Origin of the sequence: Agathobaculum hominis, from assembly GCF_014288055.1 — a bacterium.
Classification (GTDB): Bacteria; Bacillota; Clostridia; order Oscillospirales; family Butyricicoccaceae; genus Agathobaculum; species Agathobaculum hominis.
Map to the genome: position 1 here is coordinate 237845 of NZ_JACOPK010000004.1, position 24005 is coordinate 261849.

Consider the following 24005-nt stretch of genomic DNA (forward strand, 5'->3'; position numbering starts at 1 on the left):
GGACAGACGAAGAAGAAATACTCCTCTTTTTCATGGCATTTTCTCAGTATTACCTTGCTATTATAGCCGCAAACACAGCTTTTGTCAAGCAGGACGGACGAAAAATCATACCGTATTGTATTTGTAACTTGTTTTTGTTTCCTCTGTATGTTACGATTAGCATATAAAGGTAAGGAGGGAATAGTTATGAAACGAAAGCGGACATCTGTTTTCTGCGTGCTCGCGCTGCTTGCCGTTCTGCTGCCGGTTCCAGCGCGCGCTGACATGGGGCCAAAGCCGAGCATGACCATCCATGTGGAAAATCCGCCGAGCGGGATCTATTATCTTGATCTGCTCGTGCCGGGTGAAGCGCCGGATGAGCTGTTTGATAATCAGGACTGGAACGATCTTTCCGAAGCACAGATGGATGCCGAGATCATAACGAATCTTCGGACTGCGGCACGCGATGCGGGCGGCGAAGGAACGTGGCATCTGGCCATGCTGGACGGTACGCTCCTGCCGATGTACGGCGAGATACAGAGCACGGATGACACCTTCCGGTATGACTATCATGGCGTCCCGGACGAGTTCCGCATCGTCCTCGCGACAAAGGACGGCGCCCGGCTCTCGTTCGTGCAGCAGCGCTGCCGGCTGTGGCAGGAATTTACCTACGACTACGCCGCGAACACGGTCCTGACTAATAATTCGTGGCGCGATTACGCAAAGCAGTTTCTCTCCTCTCTGCTGCCGACGCTGCTGATCGAAGGGCTGCTGCTCATTCCGTTCGGCTTCTGGGACGAGCGCAACCGCAGAGTGTTCCTCTGCGTGAACATCGCAACGCAGCTCGTGCTGACCGCTGTCACCGGGTGGAGCATGGCACAGGGCATGACGCTTTACCGGTATTTTGTTTTTGTGCCGCTCGAGCTTGCCATCTGGATTGCGGAGGCCGTCATTTACCGCAAAACGCTCAGGAGCGAACGTCCGTCGCCACATCCGGTCTGCTATGCGCTGTGCGCAAACGGCCTGAGCATGGCCGCGACGTTTTTCAGCATTCGCTGGGTATTCCCCTGGGTCTGAGGAGGAGAAGTTATGCCAAAAACAAAGAAAACCGCACTCTGGGCGTGCGTCATCGTTCTGGCGTGCATGCTTTCGTACTGCATCATCAGCAAGGTGCAGCAGTATAATTATATTCATTCCGAATACCGAACCGGCGCGATGTCTGTGCAGAAAGACCCGTCCGAGACCTTCGAGGTGCGCGAGCTCATCTCGGAAAAACAGAGGAATGGCGGTGTGACGCTGTACCGTGCAGCGTATTATCCCGAGGCGGAAACGCTGATGCTCTGGTTCGGCGGTGCCGAACCGGCGCGTGATATCTATATCGACGATCAGCCGGCGAAAAACTGTCTGTCGGTCAGCGAAAAACACGGCGTCGGTCTTGCGGTCCTTGAGGATGTTTCTGCGGACGCGATCCCGGAAACCGTGACGGTCGCAAAGACAGATGTTCAGCATGAGGGCGAGGAACTGGTCACTTTCTCGATGAAAAACGGAAAAAACGCTTAAATTCCTGCAAACCGCTCTTGCATTCTGCGCGGAAATGTGGTTTAATAATTCTGTTATGAATATTCCAATGCGATGAACAGGAAAAGTAGCATTCCCATTTCTCGGTCCAGAGAGCGCGGCCGCAGGCTGTAAGCCACGCCATGAGACAGGATGTGAAGTTCCCCTGCGAGCATCTGTGCTGAACCGCGGCTTTCGGCAGTAGGCACAGACGGGCTGACGCCCCGTTACCGGCGTTTAATGAGTGTCCGAGCATTCGGAAATCAGGGTGGTACCACGGAAGAGTTATGCCTTTCGTCCCTATATCTGCAAAAGCAGAGGGACGGAAGGCTTTTTTGCGCTTCCGTCCCGGCATGAACATCACGTTCCAAAGGAGAATTGATATGAAAGAAAAGCTGCAAGGCATTTTGCAGTCCGCGAAGGAGCAGCTTGCTGCGGCAGCGGATGCACGCGCCCTCGATGAAGCGCGTGTCAAGTTCCTCGGTAAGAAGGGCGAGCTGACCGCTCTGCTCAAGGGTATGAAGGACGTTGCTGCGGAGGAGCGCCCGGTTGTCGGCCAGCTCATCAACGACGTTCGCGCTGAGATCGAGACCATCATCGACAAGCAGAAAAAGCTGCTCGAGCAGGCGGCGCTCGAAAAAAAGCTCGCTGCCGAGACTATTGATGTTACCCTTCCGGGCGACGAGGTCGTGATCGGCAAGAAGCATCCGCTGAACATCGTCCTCGACGAGTTCAAGGAGATTTTCCTCGGTCTTGGCTTCTCTATCGCGGAAGGCCCGGAGGTCGAGCTCGACCACTACAACTTCGAGGCGCTGAACATCCCGAAGGATCATCCGGCGCGCGACACGCAGGACACCTTCTATATCTCGGACAATGTCGTTCTGCGTACCCAGACATCCCCGATGCAGGTCCGCACGATGGAAAAGCGCAAGCCGCCGATCCGCATCATTGCGCCGGGCCGCGTTTACCGCTCGGACGCTGTTGACGCTACCCACTCTCCCCTGTTCCATCAGATCGAGGGTCTGGTCGTTGACAAGGGCATCCGTATGAGCGACCTCAAGGGCATCCTTGAGCTGTTCGCAAAGAAGCTGTACGGCGAGGACACGGTCGTCCGTTTCCGTCCGCACCACTTCCCGTTCACCGAGCCGAGCGCAGAGATGGATATTCAGTGCTATCGCTGCCACGGCGCAGGCTGCCCGCTCTGCAAGGGCGAGGGCTGGATCGAGATCCTCGGCTGCGGCATGGTTCACCCTAAGGTGCTCGAGATGAGCGGCATCGATCCGGACGAATACTCCGGCTATGCCTTTGGCATCGGTCTTGAGCGTATGGTCATGGGCCGTTTTAAGATCGACGATATCCGCCTGTTCTATGAGAACGACGTTCGATTCCTGCACCAGTTCTAAGCGCTGACGCGCTTATAGGGGACTTCAGAAGTCCCCTATATACGAAGACAGCAACGCTGTTTTCTATTTCATGCGCGCCTGATGGCGCGATACCATCAAGGAGGAAATATATCCAATGAAACTGCCATTATCCTGGCTTTCGGATTATACCGATATGACCGGCATCACCCCGAAGGAGTATGATGCCAAGCTGACCATGTCCGGCTCCAAGGTCGAGGAGGTCTACTACCTCGGCGCAGAGATCGAAAACGTTGTGACCGGCAAGATTCTGTCCGTTGTCGACCATCCGGACTCCGACCATCTCAAGATCTGCCAGCTCGACCTCGGCGACGGCGAGCCCGTTCAGATCGTTACCGGCGCGCCCAACGTTACTCCCGAGTCCGTTGGCGAGATCTGCCCGGTAGCAAAGCATAAGTCCACCCTGCCCGGCGGCGTAAAGATCACCAAGGGCAAGCTGCGTGGCGTGCCGTCCAACGGCATGATGTGCTCGTTCCAGGAACTCGGCCTGTCCCACGGCTGCGTGCCGTATGCGTGCGAGAACGGCATCCTGTTCCTGCCCGCCGGCACCCCGGTTGGCGAGGACATCAAAAAGGTACTCGGTCTGGATGACTGGGTCTCCGATTTCGAGATCACGTCCAACCGCCCGGACTGCCTGAGCGTGATCGGCCTTGCCCGCGAGACTGCGGCTACCTTCGACCGTCCGTTCAGCGTCAAGACCCCGGAGGTCAAGGGCGTGGGCGACGACATCAACAAGTATATGTCCGTCGAGGTCAAGGACACCGATCTGTGCCCGCGCTACACCGCCCGCATTGTCAAGAATATCAAGATCGAGCCGTCCCCGGCGTGGATGCGCGAGCGTCTGCACGCCTGCGGCGTCCGTCCAATCAATAACATCGTTGATATTACCAACTACGTTATGCTCGAGTACGGTCAGCCGATGCACGCTTTCGACTACAAGTGCCTGTCCGACGGCCGCATCGTTGTCCGCCGCGCCCGCAACGGTGAGTCCATCCAGACCCTTGACGGCGTAGATCATGACCTGAGCGACAAGATGCTCGCCATCTGCGACAACGACAAGCCGGTCGCTGTTGCAGGCGTTATGGGCGGCGCAAACTCCGAGATTATGGACGACACCAAGACTGTCGTTTTCGAATCCGCGAACTTCCATGGCGCGACCGTCCGCATCACCGCAAAGGCGCTCGGTATGCGTACCGAGGCTTCCGGCCGCTTTGAAAAGGGCCTTGACCCGCGCATGACCCTCGATGCGGTCAACCGCGCGTGTGAGCTGGTCGAAATGCTCGGCGCAGGCGAGGTCATCGACGGCATCATCGACGTTGACAACTCCGACCCGAACCACAAGCGTCTGCCGTTCGAGCCGGACAAGATGAACGCCCTGCTCGGTCTGGAACTGTCCGCTGAGGAGCAGGTAAAGCTGCTCGAGAAGCTGGACTTCAAGATCGAGAACAACGAGGTCGTTGTGCCGTTCTTCCGCACCGACATCAACCGCATGTGCGACGTGGCCGAGGAAGTGGCCCGCATGTACGGCTACGACAAGATCCCGACCACGCTGTACGCCGGTGAGATGGTACAGGGCGAGTTCACGCCGTCTCAGCAGGCGGAGCGCACTGCCGCTCTGGTTTGCCGCGAGGCAGGCTTTGACGAGTCCATGAGCCACTCGTTCATCTCCCCGAAGTTCTACGACATGATCGGCTGGGACGAGAACGACCCGCGCCGTATCTCTACCACCATCCTCAACCCGCTTGGTGAGGATTTCAGCGTGATGCGTACCACCGTGCTGCCGTCCATGCTGGATAATCTGGCGCACAACCACGCACACCGCAACCCGACCGCTTCGCTGTACGAGCTGGGCACCATCTACACCCCGACCGTCAAGGACGGCAAGGCTGACCCGGACGTTCTGCCGCACGAGGAGAAGATCCTAACTCTCGGCAGCTACGGCCGCCTGTCGTTCTTCCAGTTCAAGGGCGCGATCGAGGCGCTGCTGCGTGAGCTGAACATCAAGGGCGCAACCTTCGCACCTGAAAAGGCCAATCCGTCCTATCACCCGGGCCGCTGCGCCAAGGTGCTGATCGATGGCAAGGAGATCGGTGTATTCGGCACCATTCACCCGACCGTTGCAGCCCGCTACGGCCTGTCCGGCGAGATTCTGGCTGCCGAGCTCAGGATGGACGCACTTCTGGCCGCCATCGACCCGGAGAAGCTGTACCACCCGCTGCCCAAGTTCCCGGCTTCCACCCGTGATATTGCGGTTCTGGTCGACGATGCAGTCCCGGCGGCTTCTATGCAGGCTGCTGTCGAGAAGGCGGCAGGCAAGCTGCTCGAGTCCGTCAAGCTGTTCGACGTTTACAAGGGCAAGGGCATCCCGGACGGCAAGAAGTCTGTTGCATACTCGCTCTCTATGCGTGCGCCCGACCGCACCCTTACCGACGAGGAGTGCGACAAGGCGATGCGTGCCGCCATCTCGGCACTCGAAACCGAGTTCGGCGCTCAGCTGCGCGGTTAATTTCAAAACACAGGAAGGGAGACTGCAACCGGTCTCCCTTCTGTATTTCTGGTGCAGGCACCTGTTTGTGCCGGGGATGGAAAAAGATTTTGCTCGAGTTTTCCGCGGAATAGGCTTTACTTTTTCCGCAATTTGTATTATGCTGTTTATATAGAATTATACCCGACAGGTAGGAACGGAAAGGAGACCAAGTATGCTTGACGGAACGAGAAAATTCAGTCTGGTAGACGAGTCCAACAAGGAGATGAAGCGCACGCTTACCGCTGTGTACGACGCGCTCAAGGAGAAAGGCTACAACCCGATCAACCAGATCGTCGGTTATCTGCTTTCTGAGGACCCGACCTACATAACCAATCACAACAATGCCCGCAGCCTGATCTGCAAGATCGACCGTGATGAGCTGATGCAGGAACTGGTACAGTTCTATCTGGATAACTGATACGATTGATATGCAGCAGTTTTTCGCTGTAATGATATGAGCTGTCAGAAAAATAACCGCCCTTCGAGCAAGGCCTGCGGTTATTTTTTTATGGTCGATATACAGAGAACAAAATACTGCGGTACGGCCGCAAAGGAGCAAAAATGAACGGATTTCTTCCTATTTCAAAACAGGATATGACCGAGCGCGGATGGTATTACTGCGACTTCCTGATCGTGACGGGTGACGCCTATGTCGACCACCCCTCATTCGGTACGGCGATCATTTCCCGTGTACTCGAGGACGCAGGCTATAAGGTCGCGATCCTTAGTCAGCCGGATTTCCGCGATGAGCATGATTTCCTCGCGATGGGACGGCCACGCTATGCGGTGCTCATCAACGGCGGCAATATTGACTCGATGGTCGCGCACTATACCTCTGCGAAAAAACGCCGCTCGGACGATGCCTATACCCCCGGCGGCAAGGGCGGCAAACGTCCCGACCGCGCCGTCACCGTCTATTCCATGCTCGCACGCCGTGCCTTCCCCGATACGCCGGTCTATCTCGGCGGCATCGAGGCGAGCCTGCGCCGCTTTGCGCACTACGACTACTGGGCTGACCGCGTTATGCCATCCATTCTGGAGTCTACCGGCGCGGACGGTGTGATGTACGGCATGAGCGAACATTCGGTGGTTGAGCTTGCGAACAATCTCCAGCACGGCAGAAAAGGCGCAGATGCCTGCGTCGGCGTGCGCGGCACAGCCTACATGGCGCACGACGCAGAGGGGCTCGCGTGGGATGCGGTCGAGTGCCCGTCCTACGAGGATGTCTGCGCGAGCAAGCCGGACTATGCCCGTTCGGTCAAGCTCCAGTATGACGAGCAGGATGCCGTGCGCGGCAGGGCGCTGCTTCAGCGCCACGGCCGGCGCGTACTCATCCAGAATCCGCCCGCGAAGCCGCTGACCACCGAGGAGATGGATCACGTTTATGCGCTGCCCTATATGCGCACCTACCACCCGTCCTACGAGGCACTCGGCGGTGTTCCGGCCATTCAGGAGGTTCAGTTTTCTATCATTCACAACCGAGGCTGCTTCGGTGCGTGCAATTTCTGCGCACTTGCGTTCCATCAGGGACGCTACATTCAGGTGCGCAGCCACGAGAGCGTCATCGAGGAAGCGAAAAAAATCACCCAGATGCCCGGCTTCAAGGGCTATATCCATGATGTCGGCGGTCCGACGGCGAATTTCCGCTTCCCTGCCTGCAAAAAGCAGGACACGCACGGATGCTGCAAGGACAAGCGCTGCCTGTTCCCATCTGCGTGCAGCAACATTGAGGCCGACCACACGGATTACCTCAACCTGCTGCGCGAGCTGCGCCGGATCGAGGGTATCAAGAAGGTTTTCGTCCGCTCGGGTCTGCGCTACGACTATATGATGGCGGACAGGAACGATGCCTTCTTCAAGGAACTGGTCGAGCATCACATTTCGGGCCAGCTCAAGGTCGCGCCTGAGCACATGAGCGACAATGCACTCTATTATATGGGCAAGCCGTCGTTTAACGTCTACGAGCAGTTCCGTGAGCGCTATGCACGCATCAACCAGAAGCTCGGCCGCAAGCAGTATCTTGTGCCGTATCTGATGAGCTCGCACCCCGGCGCGACGCTCGACGACGCGATCATGCTCGCGCAGTACCTCAACCGCATCGGCTATATGCCCGAGCAGGTGCAGGACTTCTACCCCACCCCCGGCACGCTGTCCACCGCGATGTATTATACCGGCATCGACCCTCGCACGATGAAGCCGGTATATGTTGCGAAAACACCGGAGGAAAAAGCGATGCAGCGTGCGCTGCTGCAATGGCGCCGTCCGGACAAGCGTCCGATCATCCTTGCGGCACTTAAAAAGGCAGGCCGCGAAGATCTGATCGGCTACGGAAAGGAATGCCTCATCCGCCCAAACCGCAGCGGCGAGCAGAACGTCGCTCCCAGAAGCAGCAAACCGGCGCACCGCCACGGCGTTTCGGCGGCGCGGCCGGAAAACCCACGCCGCAGCGGCAAACCGGCAGCAAAGCCGGCATCCCGTGCGCCGCAGCCGAAAAAAGGCTGGGCAAAGCCGAAGAAGAAAAAGTAACCGGGAACATTCCGGGAACCCGTCCGTCTAACCGGACAGAAAGGCGGTGGATACCATGAAGAAACGTATGGTTACACTAATACTTGCGCTGCTGCTTGCGCTTTCACTGACCGGCTGCGGCAGCAGAGATACGGCAAAAGACAGCGAAAATGCAGGCATAGGCACACAGAGCACGGATGACGCTTCGACGCTCCCCGATACCGCGCAGGACCGTCCGGTGACGGACGCGCCGATGATGGTGATGGTGGATAACACGCTGTACCAGTCTGCGGGAGAGGTCAGCACGGTCGAGGGCCGCTGCGGCAACATGGACGGCGAGATCACCTCGCAGACAGCCAGTGGCACGGACGCACCGACCGAGAACGACCAGTCCAACTTCGGCACGGGCTACGGCTATCAGCGCATGGGCGATACGCTTGAGGTGCTGATCGACGGCCAGTGGATCGTTTTCCGTCCGATCACGGACTCGGATGTCTGATCTCGCGGGCGAAAAAACAGTTTTTCGTGTGTAGTGCACAAAAACAGCAGAGCGCAGCGGTTCATAATTATATGCAGGACACAGTATTTTGTTTGACATATGCGGCATAATGCTTTATAATGTAAATGAACAAAGGAGTTCACTTCGCACGCGCGAGGTGGATTCCTTTTTGTTTTGCAACATTCTCAAAGATAAGGAGGGCTACCGCCCTATGGATGAAATCGACCTGAAACTGCTGCGCCTGCTGCAAAAAAACTCCCGCACTCCGATCAAGACCCTTGCAGGCGAGGTACGGCTGTCCTCTCCGGCTGTCTCCGCGCGCATCGAGCGGCTGGAGAAGCAGGGCGTTATCCGAGCGTATACGCTCGACCTCGATCCGCTTCAGCTTGGCCACCACATTCTTGCCTATGTGCATCTGGATATGCAGCCGGCACAGAAAGCAGAGTTCTATCCGTTTATCGCGGCGATTCCCAACGTTCTGGAATGCAACTGCGTGACCGGCAACTATTCCATGCTCATCAAGGTCTCCTTCCCTTCGACGCAGGATCTTGACGGCTTTATCGGGAAGCTCCAACAGTTCGGCAAAACCGAAACGCAGATCGTGTTTTCTTCGCCGGTGCCGCCGCGCGCCATCGTCATCTGACCCCCTAACCTGTTCTCGGGAATTTCTGTTCTCTCCCCACCCATGGGACTGTCTCGCTGTCGGGATAGTCCCTTTTTAGCGTTTTTTGACAAAACGCATGGCAGAGCGCTCCTTGCGATTTTCGTTGCACTGGACGCAGTTTGGTGTTAAAATAGAAACTGATACATTATGTAATTACATACCCGGAATTAAGGAAGGTATTTTATGTGGATCGCAGATAACTGGAAAGACTACGCCGTGCTCGACTGCGGCGGCGGAGAAAAAATCGAACGATGGGGCAGCCAGATTTTGCAGCGTCCCGACCCGCAGGCCATTTGGGCACGCGACAAGGACTGCAAGGCATGGAATCGTCCGAACGCCATCTATCACCGCTCGAATGCAGGCGGCGGCAAGTGGGAAATCCGCAGGCTGCCCGAGCAGTGGGCCATTCATTACGGAGACCTTACGTTCCAGCTCAAGCCCATGAGCTTCAAGCACACGGGCCTGTTTCCTGAGCAGGCGGCAAACTGGGACTTTATTGACAGGATGATTCGCGGCGCAGGACGCCCGATCAGCGTGCTCAACCTGTTCGCCTATACGGGCGGCGCAACGCTCGCAGCGGCAAACGCCGGTGCATCGGTCTGCCATGTCGATGCATCCAAGGGCATGGTGCAGTGGGCACGCGAAAACGCGGCATCTTCCGGTCTGGCTGACCGTCCGATCCGCTGGATCGTGGATGACTGCAAAAAGTTCGTGCAGCGAGAGATCCGGCGCGGCCGCAAATATGATGCTATCATTATGGATCCGCCGAGCTATGGCCGCGGTCCGTCCGGCGAGACATGGAAGATCGAGGAGGACGTTGCGGATTTCGTTGATCTTACCATGGGCGTGCTGAGCGACAAGCCGCTGTTCGTGCTCATTTCGAGCTATTCGACCGGTCTCGCTCCGTCGGTCATGAGCTATCTGCTGGGTATTACGGCAGGAAAGCGGGTCGCCGGTAAAATCGAGGCACAGGAGCTCGGCCTGCCGGTCGAGTCTACCGGTCTGGTGCTCCCCTGCGGTTCGTCGGCCCGTTTTATTGCGGAAGAGTAACAAAAAAGGATGAAAACTACTGAAATGGCTGAAATAATCAAAACCGAAGATCTTCGCTATGCCTATCCGGCGGAAGAGGGTCAGGAGCCGGTGCAGGTGCTGAAGGGCGTGAACCTCAGTATCCAGCGCGGCGAGTTCGTGGCGGTGCTGGGTCACAACGGCTCGGGCAAAAGCACGCTCGCCGGCTGCTTCAATGCGATCCGTCTGCCTACCGGCGGCGTGTGCTACGTCGACATGATGGACACGCGCGATGAAAACAACACCTATGAGGTGCGCAAAACGGTCTCCATGGTGTTTCAGAACCCGGATAACCAGATCGTTGCAACGGTCGTTGAAGAAGATGTCGCGTTCGCGCTCGAAAACATGGGCATCCCGCCTGCCGAAATCCGAAAGCGCGTAGATGACGCGCTCAAGGCCGTCGGCATGTATGAGTACCGCGCGCAGGCGCCGCACCGCCTGTCGGGCGGTCAGAAGCAGCGCGTCGCCATCGCAGGCGTGATCGCCATGATGCCGCGCTGTGTCGTGCTCGACGAACCGACTGCCATGCTCGACCCTCAGGGCCGCCGCGAGGTCATGAGCGTCGTGCGCGAGCTCAACCGTAAATACGGCATTACGGTCATCCTCATCACCCACCATATGGATGAAGCCGTACAGGCGCAGCGCGTCGTCGTCATGCACGAGGGAAACGTGCTGATGGACGGCAGACCGCGCGAGATCTTCACACAGGTGGACAAGCTGCGCGCCGCCTCGCTCACCGTACCGCAGACGATTGAGGTTCTGTATGACCTCAACAGACAGGACGACGAGAGCCTGCCGATCGACGCGCTGAGCGTCAATGAATGCGCGGATATTCTGGAAACCTATTTGGCATAACTGCAATATAAGGAGAAATTCCATTGTCAACCATACTTGAAACACGGGGCCTGACGCATGTTTACGGCGCAGGCACCCCTTTTGAGCGTGTCGCGCTCGACCATGTCGATATTCAGATCAACAAGGGAGAGATCCTCGGCGTGATCGGTCACACCGGTTCGGGCAAGTCCACGCTTATTCAGCATTTGAACGGTCTGCTCCAGCCTTCCGAGGGAGAAGTCCTGCTCGACGGCAAATCTATCTGGGATGCAAAGGGCAAATGTGCGCGCGAGACGCGATTTCGCGTCGGTCTGGTATTTCAGTATCCGGAGTATCAGCTGTTCGAGGAGACGATTGCGAAGGACATCGCCTACGGCCCGACGAATATGAGCCTGCCGCAGGCAGAGATCGACGCGCGCGTGCGCGAGTCAATGGAGGCGGTAGGCCTCGCCCCTGAGCTTGCCGACCAGTCTCCGTTCGCGCTCTCCGGCGGTCAGAAGCGCCGCGTTGCCATCGCGGGCGTGATCGCCATGCGTCCGGATGTGCTCGTTCTCGACGAGCCGACCGCCGGCCTCGATCCGGCAGGCCGCGATGAGATCTTCGAGCTTGTCCGCAATTACCACGCGCAGTCCGGCGCGACCATCCTCATCGTCTCGCACTCCATGGAGGATATTTCGCAGATCGCTGATCGCCTGCTCGTCATGGATCACGCAAGGGTTCTGTTCTGCGATACGCCGCGCGAGGTGTTCTCTCACGCCGACGAAATCGTTGCGGCAGGTCTCGATATCCCGATGATCACCAAGGTCATGATAGAGCTGAAAAAGCGCGGACATGATGTTGATACCTCGGTTTATACCGTTGCGCAGGCGATGGACGCGCTGCGCGCCTGCAGGAAGAAAGGGGGCGCTCACTGATGCTCAAGGACATTACCATCGGCCAGTTCTTTCCCGGAAACAGCGCCGTTCACCGGCTTGACCCGCGCGTCAAGATCGTGCTGACGGTTGCACTTATTGTGCTGCTGTTTCTTGCGCAGGGACCGGTCTCTTACGGCCTTATCATCCTGTTTCTCGCCCTCGTTATCGGAATTTCGCGTATTTCACCCAAAATGGTCGTGCGCGGACTCAAGCCCATTCTGCTCATCGTCATGTTCACGGCGGTGCTCAATCTGTTCTATACGCCGGGCGATTATGTCTGGCAGTGGAAATTCCTGCACATCAGCGTAGAGGGCATCCGCATGGCGGTATTCATGGTGCTGCGACTGATGCTGCTCATCATCGCGACCTCCATGCTCACCTACACCACCTCGCCCATCCAGCTGACCGACGGTCTCGAGCGACTGCTCGCCCCGCTCAAAAAGCTGCATGTGCCGGTGCATGAGCTTTCCATGATGATGTCGATCGCTCTGCGTTTTATTCCGACCTTGATTGAGGAGACCGAGAAGATCATCTCGGCGCAGAAGGCGCGCGGCGCGGACTTCGATTCCGGCAACCTCATTCAGCGCGCCAAGGCCATGATCCCCATTCTCGTGCCGCTGTTCATCTCGGCGTTCCGCCGCGCAGATGAGCTTGCGACCGCCATGGAGTGCCGCCTTTACCGCGGAGACGTCGGCCGTACCCGCATGCGTCAGCTGAAGATTGCGCGTGTGGACATCTGCTCCATGCTGCTCGTTGCCGTGCTGTTTGCGGCTGTGATCGCGCTGCGCAGACTGGGTCTGTAAATCACTTGTCAGGTATTTGATTGTATGAAAAACATTGCTCTGGTGCTGTCCTATGACGGCACAAACTACAACGGCTGGCAGATACAGAAAAACGGGCCGTCCATTCAGGAAAGCATGGAGACCGCGCTCTTCCGCCTGCTCGGCGAGAAGGTGCATGTCTCCGGTGTCGGCCGCACCGACTCGGGTGTTCACGCAAGACGTTATGTCGCGAGCTTCAAGACCGAGCGCTGCACCATTCCGACAGACCGGCTTCCCTTTGCGCTCAACAGCTTTCTGCCGCTCGATATTGCGGTCTCAGGCGCAGCCGAAGTCCCGGAGGACTTTGACGCGCGTTTTGACTGCACCCGAAAGGAATACGCCTATTATATCTTTCCGTCCACGCTGCGCGATCCTTTTCATGCGCGATACGCGTACCGCTACAATTATCCGCTCGATGCAGAGCGGATGCACGAGGGCGCACAGCGCTTTGTCGGCACGCACGATTTTGCATCTGTGCGCAGTCAGGGTACGCCGGTCAAAAGCACGGTCCGCACGATCTTCTGGTGTGACGTGGACAAGGTTGATGATCTCATCCGTATCCGCGTATGCGGCGACGGCTTTCTGTACAACATGGTTCGCGCCATTTCGGGCACCCTTGTCTATGTCGGCGGCGGCAAGCTGCGGCCTGACGACGTTGCCGATGTGCTTGCGTCCTGCGACCGCGAACAGGCCGGTCCGACGCTGCCTGCCTGCGGTCTGTTCATGAACCGGCTGTGGTATGACCACACGGGTGAACTCGACCGTTTTCGGCTTGGGGATTGAAAAATTTATTGACTATTCATATTTTACGCCTCGAAAAGCGATATAATGAGGAGGTGAACCTTGATGGGTGACACACCAAACGAAAAAATGTCCAGAGTAAGAAATCTCATCCGCTTTCCGGCAACGGGCAGAGACCGCCGTATCCGCTTGGAAGAGAGCCGCGATCCGCGCATTCGCTTTGTCACGAAGCTGCGTTTTGTCTGCGGCTGGCTGCTGGCAGTCGGCGCATTCTGCTTTGTACTGACCCATTATGGTCTGTTCGCGCCGTCAGCCATTCAGCGCACGGTGCAGTACGCGCTCGCCGGTGCGCGCCAGCATGAGGGCGACATCACGAACATAGAATTCGAAAACGGTATTTTCAGCGATGGCGCGCTGTTCGAGTCCGGTCTCGCCTACGCAGACAGTGACGCGCTTTATCTTTCCCGCCCGGGCAGCATGACGACTTTTCAAGTGACGATCGGCTATTCCAATCCGGTCGTGGAGTCCTGCCAGACCAATGTTCTGGTCTATGACCGCGGCGGCAAGAATGCGGTTTTAACAGATGCGTCCTCGGTCAAGGCGGAGGTCGCGCTGAATTCCGCCATTCTGACCGGCAGCATCGGACGGACAGGTGATTTTCTGCTCATCACTGACGAGCAGGGCTACCGCACCGCCGCTGCTGTTTATTCCACCAAGGGCGAGGAACTGTTCAAATTCAGCTCGTCCGAGCTGTATATCGTCTCGGGCGGCCTCTCCCCCGACGGGAAAACGGTCGCCGTGCTCGCCTTCGAGCAGCGGGATGCATCGCTTATCAGCCATGTCCGCTTTTATGATGTATCGAGCGGCAAGCAGATCTCGGATACCGAGCTGGAGAACGCGCTCGGCATAGAGCTGTGCTATCTCGATAACGGGTCGGCAGCCGTGCTGTGCGACGACGGCCTGTATCTGGTCACGCGCCGCGGTAGCAGCGAGCACGCGCTGACCGTCGGCACGAGCGACCTGATCTCGGTCGCGACGCGCGACAACGCGATGGTGCTTGCGATCCGTTCGTACTCGGGCGGCGCGCGCAGCGATCTATATACGGTGCGCGGCGGTTCGGTCTACGGCCCGGAGCCGCTCGACGAGGAGCCGAGCGCGCTGGCGGTCTCCGCCGCCGGTGAGGCGGTGCTGACAAGCACCGGCGTCACGGTGTACGACACGCAGTTCCATGCGCTCTGGCACAACGATGAGGCCATCGGTGCACGCCGCATACTGCTCACCGATGACGGTACAGTATTCGTTCTTTACAACAGCAACGCCCGCATATTCACTGCCCGCTCCGCGCAGTCCAGGGAGGTAACAGCCGATGCAGCCGCAGCAGATTCCTGATGTGCTTCTCAGCCTGCTTAACGTGCCCGATCTCGTGATCCTCGCGGTCGTGCTCGTCAATCTGATCCTTGGTCTCCGACGCGGCGCACTCGCCTCGCTCGCAGGTCTTGTGGGCCGTTGCATCGCAATGGCCGGATCGTACTTTCTCGCCCGTCAGCTGGCGCCATCTGCTGCGAAATGGCTTGCAGAGCCGATTGTGCGCAGTGTTTTTGAGCATAAGCTCAAGCAGTCGGGCGTGCCGGACGCGCTGGCGGACAGCGTACAGACGGCGCTCCGCGCTGCGGTGCAGAGCATGGCTGAGAGTATTTCCTATCTTGTGCTGATCGCAGTGTTTTCCGTCCTGCTCAGTATTCTGATATCGCTTGCGGTCAGGGCGCTCCGTTTGCTCAGCCGAGTCACCCCTCTCGGCATGCTCGATGCACTGGCCGGCGGCGCGATCGGGCTTGCGACCGGTCTGCTGCTCGTCGTGCTCGTACTGCTCGGTGCACACTGGTTCTATCCGGTGACCTTTACCGAGCTGGGATATCTTTCACCCGAACGTATCGAAAATACGTTCCTGTTAGCTAAAATTATCGCGTTTCTGCCGTTTACTGCGGCATGAATCGTCAGAATCTGTAATTCCATTGCAGAATGAAGGAGTTTAACCAATTATGAACATGCCAATGTGCTCGCGGTGCAAGAAAAACATCGCAGTGGTGTTCATCACCAAAATCGAAGGCCCGGATAAGACCACGCAGGAGGGCCTGTGCCTCAAGTGCGCGCGCGAGCTGGGCGTCAAGCCGCTTGACAACATCATGGAACAGATGGGCATTACGGAGGACGATCTCGAGGCCCTGTCCGGTGAGATCGGCTCGCTGTCCGATCTGAATGAGCTTGTGACCGCAGGGTCGGACGGCTCGGATGACGAAGCGCCGCACGAGACCGACCCTATGACCACATCCTCCTCCCCTGCCCGTCCGGCGCAGGAGAGCACGCAGAACAGCGACAAGCGCGGACGCAGCCGCGACGACAAAAAGCGCAAGTATCTTAACAATTACTGCGAAAATCTGACCCAGAAGGCCGCTGAGGGCCGCATTGACCATATCGTCGGACGCGACCGCGAGACCGACCGCGTCATTCAGATCCTCAACCGCCGCCAGAAGAACAATCCCTGCCTGATCGGTGAGCCGGGCGTCGGCAAGACCGCTGTCGCGGAGGGACTTGCCGTGCGCATCAACGAGGGTCGCATTCCTTTTAAGATGCGCAACAAGGAGGTCCATCTGCTCGACCTGACCGCACTGGTTGCGGGTACACAGTTCCGCGGCCAGTTCGAGAGCCGCATGAAGGGTCTGATCGACGAGGTCAAAAAGATCGGCAACATCATTCTCGTCATCGACGAGGTGCACAATATTGTTGGTGCTGGTGACTCCGAAGGCTCTATGAATGCTGCAAATATCCTCAAACCGGCTCTCGCGCGCGGCGATATTCAGGTCATCGGCGCGACCACGCTCAAGGAATACCGCAAATACATCGAAAAGGATGCCGCTCTGGAACGCCGCTTTCAGCCGGTGTACATCGGGGAACCGTCTGTTTCCGAGACCACAGAAATTCTCAAGGGCATCCGTTCCTATTACGAAACCTTCCACGGTGTTACCGTGTCGGACGAGATGTGCCGCCGCGCCGCCGAGATGAGTGAGCGCTATATCACCGACCGCTTTCTGCCAGACAAGGCTATCGATCTGATCGACGAGGCCTGCTCGCGCCTCAATCTGGACTCTCCGCAGCTTTCCGAGATCCCTGAGCTTCAGAACGAGCTGGAGCGTCTTCAGGCGCAGCTTGACGAGCTTACGCAGTCCTCTGCGCGCAGCGAAGAGGAAGAAACCTATGCGAAGATCGCATCCTGCCGCTCGCGTATTCTCCAGGTCGAAGCACAGCTGCATGATCTGCTCTGCAAGCCTGCGCCTGCTGTTGACGAGCAGCTGCTGGCCGAGGTCATTGAGATCTGGACCGGCATTCCGGCCTCTAAGGTGGCGGCGCAGGAGTCCGCACGCCTGCGCGATATGGAAAATCGTCTCAAGTCTCACGTGATCGGCCAGGACGAAGCTGTTGATGCAGTCTGCGCGTCCATTCGCCGCAGCCGTGCGGGTATCAGCCCCAAGCGCAAGCCGGCATCCTTCCTGTTTGTCGGCCCGACCGGCGTCGGCAAGACCGAGCTGGTTAAGCAGCTCGCACTCGATCTGTTCGACTCTCCGGACGCGCTCGTGCGTCTTGATATGTCCGAGTATATGGAGAAGCATACGGTTTCTCGTCTGATCGGCTCTCCTCCGGGATATGTCGGCTACGATGAAGCAGGCCAGCTGACCGAAAAGATCCGCCGCCGCCCGTACTCGGTCGTTCTGTTCGATGAGATCGAGAAAGCACATCCGGATGTTCTTAATTCGCTGCTCCAGATCCTCGACGACGGCCGTCTGTCCGATGCACAGGGCCGCGTTGTCAGCTTCGAGAACACGGTCATTGTCATGACCTCGAATGCAGGTTCTCAGTCGAGCAGCACGCCTGCCGGCTTTGGACGCACGGTCTCTCAGATGAGCAGGGACCGCGTGATGAAGGCGCTCGAGGAGATCATGCGCCCCGAGTTTCTCAACCGCATCGACGAGATCATTGCGTTCAACCAGCTCACCGAGGACAATTTCCGCCTTATTGCTGAGATCATGCTGAACGAGCTCAAGGGCACCCTCGCAGACAAGGAAATCCGTCTGACATGGGATGACAGCCTGCTCGCGCTGCTCGTAGAAAAGTCCTATTCGGTCAAGTACGGCGCACGCAATCTGCGTCGGCTGATCGAAAAGGAAATCGAAAATCCGCTTGCAAACGCTATCGTTACGGGTGATAAGCCGCTGATGGGCGCTCACCTGTCCGCTGAGGACGGCAGAGTAAAGCTGGATACGATTTAAGCTGGAACTGTTGAAACGCGATACTGTTCGACATCAAAAGCCGCCCACAGGGCGGCTTTTGCTTTTGCGCAGATTATGCAAATTTGAACCAGAATTTCGGACCGGCATCTGTGTTTTCTGCGCCGCAGGTGTATCCGTGCAGATCGAACACGGTTTTTGCAATCGAGAGACCGAGACCGTCGCCCTTTGTGCTGCGCGAGGGGTCAGCCTGATAATATGCCTCCCACAGCCGGGGCAAGGCATGATCCGGGATGGCGTCGCCGGTGTTGGCTACAGAAAGCATACCGTTCGCGATGCGGACCGTGATGCAGCCTCCCTCGGGCGTGTGCTGCACGGCGTTTTCGAGCAGCGCGTCCAGTGCCCGTGCAAGCAGCGCGCGGTCTGCATTGACCGTGTATTCGTTGTCGGATGCAAATTCTGTGTGCAGTCTGCCGTCTGCCGGGAGCGCGGCGGTAAGCCTTTCCTGTGCGAGGGCAGCAAGCGGGAATTCTTCTCGACGCAGCGCTTGCACGCCGGTCTCAAGCCGCGACAGCTCAAGCATTTTGCGTACACTGCCGTCCATGCGCTGCGCCTGCGTCTGGATGACATCAAGATAATGCGCCTGCTTTTCCGGAGCAAGGTTGTCCCCTAACAGCTCTGCCGCCGCCGAGAGCACGGAGAGCGGCGTTTTCAGCTCGTGGGCGAGCGCCGCAGTCGTCTCGCGGCGAACCTGCTCCACGCGCTCCTGTCGGCGCCAGACGCGCAGCAAGGCGAAGGAGAGAATGACTGCACAGAGCATCGCCAGAGTAAAGCTCATCGCGCCGGCGGGCACCAGAATCGGCAGGCACGCTTTCAGCGGGTAGCCTTCCGCGGCAAACGACATTATGACATTGCCGCCATCGGCATAGTCGCAGTATTTCATTGTCCGCTGATACTGGCGCACCAGCCACGGACGCACGATCTCTTCGCTGCTGTTCGCGCCGCTTGGGTTCTCTGCCCATTCGCGCAGCGCTAGCCGGACCGGAGAAGTCAGGGAGGCCGCCAACTGCTTTGCAGTCAAATCGCTCGGTCCCGGGCAGCGGAGACTCGCCCACCTCATCGTTTTCAGCGGGAGATTTTTTACCTTGCTTTCGTCATACACACACTCGACCGTGTTGACCTCGCCCGTCGGTTCCCACGAGCCGTTGACCTCCTTTGTCGGGCACACAGTAACAGACTTTAGATATGCCTGGTCTCCGTCCACCCATGCCTCAAAGGTCATTTCCGGAAAAGGAGCACTTCTTAATTCCTTAGTCATCGCAGATCCAACCAGAACCGCTTCGCACACCTTCTGCGGCTGATCTCCCATATCCACATCATAATCTGTATCCCCATCTCGCACTGTCAGCCACCAGCGATTGCTTTGCAGTACGTCACCATTTTTATCGGTAATCGCGGTTTCCACGATCTGTACATTGGGGGGATCTTTGCTGTCAATTCGGAAACTCTGCCAGCGCAGCGCCCTGCGGAGCTGTGCGGTATCATCGGTACCGAGCTCCTTGGAATCCAGCAGATATTTTCCGAAATTTCCATCGAAAAAATCCGCCCTGTTTTCCATCTCCGACAGCATCAGCTGTGCGCGCTGCTGTCCCAGCAGCAGGGTAAATGCTCCCATCAGCACAAGCCAGAATGCGAGAAAACTCGTTCCGACCCGCACAAAGAAGCTGCCAAAGTTTCTACGTTTTGTTTTCATCTCTGTCCACCTCCAGTTTATAGCCGCGCTTTACCACGGTCTTGATGCAGTCCGCATGCTTCCCCAGCGCCCGACGCAGCTTTTTGATGTGCCCGTCGATCACCCGGTCCGTGCCGTCATAGTCCCAGCCCCACGCAAGGTCCAGCAGCTCGTCCCTCGTCAGCACGCGGTTTTTTCGCTCCATCAACGCCCGGAGCAAAGCAAATTCCTTGGGCGGCAGGTCGATGCGCTGACCGTCCGCCGTTACCGTTCCCCTCGCCGGGTTGAGCTCGAGCTCACCGGCCCTCAGCACCTCTGCCGCTGTCATGCCGCGTGAGCGGCGCAGGAGTGCCTGTGCCTTGGCATACAGCACAGCAAGAGAAAACGGTTTGACAACGTAGTCATCCGCCCCTTGACCATAGCCATACAGCTTGTCCTGCTCGTCTTCCCGTGCGGTGACGAACAGGACAGGCGCGTCTCCCTGCTCCCGCGCCGCGCGGCACAGCGCGAAACCGTCTGTGCCCGGCAGCATGATGTCGAGCAGAAGCAGATCGAAGGGCTGTGTCTCGATCAGGTGAAGCGCCGTATTGCCGTCCGGTGCGGAAATCATAGTCAGCTCACCGCCGCTCTTCGCCGTGAAATAATCGCACAGCACCTCGCGCATATCCCGTTCGTCCTCCGCCAGTAAAATAGTTGCTTTCATACGCTCTCCCCTCCTTTGATTACAGTATAGCACAGCCGTATGCCCTTTTGATGTCCTGCTGAAAATGCTGCGAAAAAACTTTCTTAAAAAATTTGAAAAAATATGTTGACATACGTTCTGTGAATTGATATAATAAACAAGCGTCAGAGAGAGACCCGCGGGTGTAGTTCAATGGTAGAATGTCAGCCTTCCAAGCTGAACACGTGGGTTCGATTCCCATCACCCGCTCCACTTTTTGATGTGCCGGGTTGCCGGAATTGACATGCGCCAGTAGCTCAGCCGGATAGAGCAACTGCCTTCTAAGCAGTAGGCCGGGGGTTCGAATCCCTCCTGGCGTGCCAATCCTTTCGAGGTTTATCCGGTGGCTGATTTTTAATATGGTGGGTATAGCTCAGTTGGTTAGAGCATCGGATTGTGGTTCCGAGGGTCGAGGGTTCGAGTCCCTTTACCCACCCCATATTGTTCCGTGACGCGCTGCATCTGCAAGGTCGCAGCGCGTTATTTACGGACTATCTCCTCTTTCGCACCGCGAATACGGGGGCGTCGCCAAGCGGTAAGGCATCGGCCTTTGACGCCGACATTCGCTGGTTCGAATCCAGCCGTCCCTGCCATTCGGCTCGGACAACAAATACTGCTATTGCAGTCATAACATGAATATGGTGGGTATAGCTCAGTTGGTTAGAGCATCGGATTGTGGTTCCGAGGGTCGAGGGTTCGAGTCCCTTTACCCACCCCATATTTTTTGATCCAGTAGCTCAGTCGGCAGAGCACCTGCCTTTTAAGCAGGGTGTCCGGGGTTCGAATCCCCGCTGGATCACCAGAATTAACGCCGTTAAAACTTTGAGTTTTGCGGCGTTTTTTCTGTTTCCGCATAACTATTTTGTCGGAAAAGTTAATTTCGTATTTTTCGTTCATATCAAGCGAATACCGGTTTTTACGGTTTTTTGCGGACGTAGAAAGTGGCACCTGCTGTGTCACCTGTATACAATAAAAGAGAGACCTTGCGACTCCAGCGGTACACTGAACATATGCAATCATTCCGTTCAGGAGGGGTTATTATGATGATAGCTGAAACAGCTAAAAATATGACATTTCTGCAGATACACTGCGCTATTACGAGCGCATCGCGCAGATGCAGCAGACCCTCGAGCGTCTCGACAGGAAGATCGCGCACTGCGAAAAATGTGCAGCCTTCGAACATACTCTTCGCGACGGCGAGACGTCCCGGAAATAAAAGACTCCCCTCCCCCGTGAAACTTGTAATTCTGTAAAAAGCAGGTGGACGAATTTACATGAAAAACAAACGTTTTATGCGCATTATGCACAGTTTACAAGCATCTGTTTCGTCTATTCTGCGTATAAACTTCAATTCCTTTGGTCAAAACGACGTATTATCCGGCGTTTCTGATAAATTTCTTGTTGCATTCCGTTAAATTTGACAGTTGACGCATGCTAATCCGTGTGGTATATTGTTAGAAGGAACAAAACTTAACAAGAAAGTGTGCAAAACGCACTCGAAAATAGACCATCCGCGGCCGCTGCATGGTACGGATGGCATAGTGCTGTTCTGCCGCCTCTGTGCGGCCAAAAATCGGCGGAACGTCGGCCTTACCGGCCGGCATCGGCAATAAATATCCAAACAAGAAGGAGACTTGAACATGGATTTCCATCTGACCCGTGAACAGGAACTGGTTCGCCAGATGATGCATGACTTCACCGAGAACGAAGTCAAGCCCATCGCAGCGGAAACCGACAAAACCTCTACTTACCCGCGCGAGAACATCGAGAAGCTGTTCGACCTTGGCGTAATGGGCATGATCGTGCCCGAAGAGTTCGGCGGCGCAGGCGCTGACGACCTTTCCTCTGCAATCGCTATCGAGGAGCTGTCCAAGCAGTGCGCTTCCACCGGCGATATTCTCGCTACCCACAATGGTCTGTGCTGCGGCCCGATCATCGCAAACGGCACCCCCGAGCAGAAGGAGAAGTACCTCCGCATGCTGACCGAGGGCCACAAGGTCGGCGCTTTCGCTCTGACCGAGCCGGACGCTGGTTCTGACGCTGCAAAGGGCACCTGTGTTGCTGAGCTGCAGGGTGACCACTACGTTCTGAACGGCTCTAAGATCTTCATCACCAACGGCTATGTTGCTGACGTATTCGTTGTATTTGCCATGACCGACAAGTCCAAGGGCACCAGGGGCATTTCTGCATTCATCGTAGAGAGCTCTTTCCCGGGCTTCTCTGTTGGCAAGCACGAGGAGAAGCTTGGCCTGCACGGCTCCCCGACGGCTGAGATCGTATTCACCGACTGCATCGTTCCGAAGGAGAACCTCCTCGGCGCAGAAGGCAAGGGCTTCAAGATCGCTATGCAGACCCTGGACGGCGGCCGTATCGGCATCGCTGCACAGGCTCTGGGCATCGCAGAGGGCGCTATGGAAGAGTCCATCAACTTTGCTAAGACCCGTGAGCAGTTCGGCCGTCCGATCGCAAAGTTCCAGAACACTCAGTTCCTCTTTGCTGATATGCACGTTGCAATCGAGGCTGCTCGCCTGCTGACCTACAAGGCTGCTGTTGCCAAGTCTGAGGGCGGCCGCTTCACTGTGGACGCTGCAACCGCTAAGCTGTTCGCTTCCGAGGCTGCTATGAAGATCACCACCAAGGCAGTTCAGGTACACGGCGGCTACGGCTACACCAAGGATTACCCGGTTGAGCGCATGATGCGTGATGCCAAGATCACCGAGATCTATGAGGGCACCAGCGAGATCCAGCGCGTTGTTATCTCCGGTAACATTCTCGGTAAGTAAGAATAGGAGGAAAACTGAACTATGAAGGCAATTGTTTGTGTAAAGCAGGTTCCGGATACCTCCGGTAAGGTTGCTGTTAATCCCGATGGCACTCTGAACCGCGCATCCATGGCTACCATCATCAACCCGGACGACAAGAATGCTGTTGAGGCTGCTCTGCGTCTGAAGGATGCTACCGGCTGCAAGGTCGTTGTTATCACCATGGGTCCTCCCCCGGCTCAGGGCATGCTGCGTGAGCTGATGGCTATGGGCGCTGATGAGGGCATTCTGGTTTCCGCACGTGAGTTCGGCGGTTCCGATACCTTCGCTACCTCCCAGATCCTCGCTGCTGCAATCAAGAAGTACGGCGTTGACGCTGACGACGTTGTATTCTGCGGCCGTCAGGCAATCGACGGTGATACCGCTCAGGTAGGCTCTCAGATCGCTGAGAAGCTGAACATCCCGCAGGTCTCCTACGCTGCTGACGTAAAGATCGAGGGCACCACCGTAACCGTTAAGCGCGCACTCGAGGATGGCTACATGACCATCGAGACCCAGACTCCGTGCCTGCTGACCTGCATCAAGGAGCTCAACGAGCCCCGCTATATGTCCATCAAGGGCATCATGGGCTGCTACGACAAGCCGATTGCAGTTTATGACTACAACACCCTGAAGGACGATCCGCTGATCGACCCGACCACCATTGGTCTGAAGGGTTCTCCGACCAACATCTTCAAGTCTTTCACTCCCCCGCAGAAGGGTCAGGGCAAGATGCTTGAGGGTGCTGACAAGGCTACCTGCGAAGAGCTGGTTGGCGAGCTTCAGAAGAAGCACATCATTTAATCGGAAGGAGAAAACTGAACAATGGCTGATTTCAATAACACCAACCTCGCCGATTTTTCCGGCGTATGGGTATTCTGTGAGCAGCGTCAGGGCAAGCTGCAGCCGACCGTACTCGAGCTGATCTCCGAGGCACGCAA

20 protein-coding genes, 6 tRNA genes, 1 pseudogene and 2 other annotated features (1 of these 29 cut by a window edge) are annotated in these 24005 nt (G+C 57.0%); of the genes and pseudogenes, 25 read left to right on the forward strand and 2 right to left on the reverse strand.

Going from position 1 to position 24005, the window contains the following annotated elements:
- Nucleotides 1-43 (reverse strand) — a binding site (T-box leader); it reaches 171 nt to the left of the window's first position.
- Nucleotides 44-186: 143 nt separating this feature from the next.
- The 16 genes from H8S02_RS06160 to H8S02_RS06235 all read left to right on the forward strand — a co-directional run bounded on the left by H8S02_RS06160 (nt 187) and on the right by H8S02_RS06235 (nt 17852).
- The gene (locus H8S02_RS06160; protein WP_186969780.1) at nt 187-1056 is read left to right on the forward strand and encodes a hypothetical protein; all 870 of its coding nucleotides are present in this window, start codon (nt 187-189) and stop codon (nt 1054-1056) included.
- A 12-nt stretch (nt 1057-1068) separates the two neighbouring features.
- A complete protein-coding gene (locus H8S02_RS06165) occupies nt 1069-1539 on the forward strand; it encodes a hypothetical protein (RefSeq protein WP_186969781.1) in 471 nt (156 codons plus the stop codon).
- 63 nt (nt 1540-1602) lie between these two features.
- Nucleotides 1603-1841, forward strand: a binding site (T-box leader).
- A gap of 78 nt (nt 1842-1919) precedes the next feature.
- A complete protein-coding gene (gene pheS, locus H8S02_RS06170) occupies nt 1920-2939 on the forward strand; it encodes a phenylalanine--tRNA ligase subunit alpha (RefSeq protein ID WP_186969782.1) in 1020 nt (339 codons plus the stop codon).
- Nucleotides 2940-3054: 115 nt separating this feature from the next.
- On the forward strand, nt 3055-5463 hold the full coding sequence (gene pheT, locus H8S02_RS06175; protein ID WP_186969783.1) for a phenylalanine--tRNA ligase subunit beta: 2409 nt from the start codon (nt 3055-3057) through the stop codon (nt 5461-5463).
- Nucleotides 5464-5656: 193 nt separating this feature from the next.
- On the forward strand, nt 5657-5902 hold the full coding sequence (locus H8S02_RS06180; RefSeq protein WP_031475480.1) for an IreB family regulatory phosphoprotein: 246 nt from the start codon (nt 5657-5659) through the stop codon (nt 5900-5902).
- 143 nt (nt 5903-6045) lie between these two features.
- Nucleotides 6046-8010 carry a YgiQ family radical SAM protein gene (locus H8S02_RS06185; protein WP_186969784.1) on the forward strand — a complete coding sequence of 655 codons (1965 nt, stop codon included), beginning with the start codon at nt 6046-6048 and terminating at the stop codon, nt 8008-8010.
- Between the two features lie 67 nt (nt 8011-8077).
- Nucleotides 8078-8488 carry a hypothetical protein gene (locus tag H8S02_RS06190; protein ID WP_207722079.1) on the forward strand — a complete coding sequence of 137 codons (411 nt, stop codon included), beginning with the start codon at nt 8078-8080 and terminating at the stop codon, nt 8486-8488.
- Between the two features lie 211 nt (nt 8489-8699).
- Complete coding sequence (locus tag H8S02_RS06195) at nt 8700-9131, forward strand: Lrp/AsnC family transcriptional regulator (protein WP_118684894.1); 432 nt, start codon at nt 8700-8702, stop codon at nt 9129-9131.
- Nucleotides 9132-9335: 204 nt separating this feature from the next.
- Entirely contained in the window at nt 9336-10202 is an 867-nt protein-coding gene (locus H8S02_RS06200; protein ID WP_186969786.1) for a class I SAM-dependent methyltransferase, read from the forward strand.
- Nucleotides 10203-10226: 24 nt separating this feature from the next.
- Nucleotides 10227-11075: an energy-coupling factor transporter ATPase gene (locus tag H8S02_RS06205; protein WP_186969787.1), complete on the forward strand. Its 849-nt coding sequence runs from the start codon at nt 10227-10229 to the stop codon at nt 11073-11075.
- A gap of 23 nt (nt 11076-11098) precedes the next feature.
- Entirely contained in the window at nt 11099-11968 is an 870-nt protein-coding gene (locus H8S02_RS06210; RefSeq protein ID WP_186969788.1) for an energy-coupling factor transporter ATPase, read from the forward strand.
- Complete coding sequence (locus H8S02_RS06215) at nt 11968-12771, forward strand: energy-coupling factor transporter transmembrane component T family protein (RefSeq protein ID WP_118684902.1); 804 nt, start codon at nt 11968-11970, stop codon at nt 12769-12771. The genes H8S02_RS06210 and H8S02_RS06215 overlap by 1 nt, the downstream gene beginning before the upstream one ends.
- Nucleotides 12772-12795: 24 nt before the next feature.
- Nucleotides 12796-13572, forward strand: a complete 777-nt coding sequence (truA, locus tag H8S02_RS06220) for a tRNA pseudouridine(38-40) synthase TruA (RefSeq protein ID WP_186969789.1) — start codon at nt 12796-12798, stop codon at nt 13570-13572.
- A 63-nt stretch (nt 13573-13635) separates the two neighbouring features.
- The gene (locus tag H8S02_RS06225; RefSeq protein WP_186969790.1) at nt 13636-14919 is read left to right on the forward strand and encodes a DUF5711 family protein; all 1284 of its coding nucleotides are present in this window, start codon (nt 13636-13638) and stop codon (nt 14917-14919) included.
- Nucleotides 14897-15520 (forward strand): CvpA family protein, encoded by a 624-nt coding sequence (locus H8S02_RS06230; protein ID WP_186969791.1) that lies wholly within the window; start codon nt 14897-14899, stop codon nt 15518-15520. Before H8S02_RS06225 ends, H8S02_RS06230 begins: the two co-directional genes overlap by 23 nt.
- 49 nt (nt 15521-15569) lie before the next feature.
- A complete protein-coding gene (locus H8S02_RS06235; RefSeq protein WP_186969792.1) occupies nt 15570-17852 on the forward strand; it encodes an ATP-dependent Clp protease ATP-binding subunit in 2283 nt (760 codons plus the stop codon).
- 73 nt (nt 17853-17925) lie between these two features.
- Here the strand turns inward: H8S02_RS06235 and H8S02_RS06240 are convergent, their stop codons facing one another.
- Both H8S02_RS06240 and H8S02_RS06245 read right to left on the reverse strand, forming a co-directional pair.
- Nucleotides 17926-19485: a sensor histidine kinase gene (locus H8S02_RS06240; RefSeq protein ID WP_186969793.1), complete on the reverse strand. Its 1560-nt coding sequence runs from the start codon at nt 19483-19485 to the stop codon at nt 17926-17928.
- 61 nt (nt 19486-19546) lie between these two features.
- On the reverse strand, nt 19547-20245 hold the full coding sequence (locus tag H8S02_RS06245; RefSeq protein ID WP_186969794.1) for a response regulator transcription factor: 699 nt from the start codon (nt 20243-20245) through the stop codon (nt 19547-19549).
- 157 nt (nt 20246-20402) lie between these two features.
- Between H8S02_RS06245 and H8S02_RS06250 the strand changes: the two genes are divergently transcribed.
- From H8S02_RS06250 to H8S02_RS12535, 9 genes and pseudogenes are all read left to right on the forward strand, one after another.
- Nucleotides 20403-20476: transfer RNA gene (locus tag H8S02_RS06250), tRNA-Gly, on the forward strand.
- A gap of 33 nt (nt 20477-20509) precedes the next feature.
- Nucleotides 20510-20586: transfer RNA gene (locus tag H8S02_RS06255), tRNA-Arg, on the forward strand.
- A 39-nt stretch (nt 20587-20625) separates the two neighbouring features.
- Nucleotides 20626-20702, forward strand: a tRNA-His gene (locus H8S02_RS06260).
- 79 nt (nt 20703-20781) lie between these two features.
- Nucleotides 20782-20856: transfer RNA gene (locus tag H8S02_RS06265), tRNA-Gln, on the forward strand.
- Between the two features lie 48 nt (nt 20857-20904).
- Nucleotides 20905-20981: transfer RNA gene (locus tag H8S02_RS06270), tRNA-His, on the forward strand.
- A gap of 8 nt (nt 20982-20989) precedes the next feature.
- A tRNA-Lys gene (locus H8S02_RS06275) sits at nt 20990-21065 on the forward strand.
- Nucleotides 21066-21903: 838 nt separating this feature from the next.
- On the forward strand, nt 21904-23046 hold the full coding sequence (locus tag H8S02_RS06280; RefSeq protein WP_186969795.1) for an acyl-CoA dehydrogenase: 1143 nt from the start codon (nt 21904-21906) through the stop codon (nt 23044-23046).
- 21 nt (nt 23047-23067) lie between these two features.
- Nucleotides 23068-23868 carry an acryloyl-CoA reductase electron transfer subunit gamma gene (gene acrB, locus H8S02_RS06285; protein ID WP_118684920.1) on the forward strand — a complete coding sequence of 267 codons (801 nt, stop codon included), beginning with the start codon at nt 23068-23070 and terminating at the stop codon, nt 23866-23868.
- A gap of 21 nt (nt 23869-23889) precedes the next feature.
- Nucleotides 23890-24005: pseudogene (locus H8S02_RS12535) on the forward strand (acryloyl-CoA reductase electron transfer subunit beta); the annotation flags it as partial.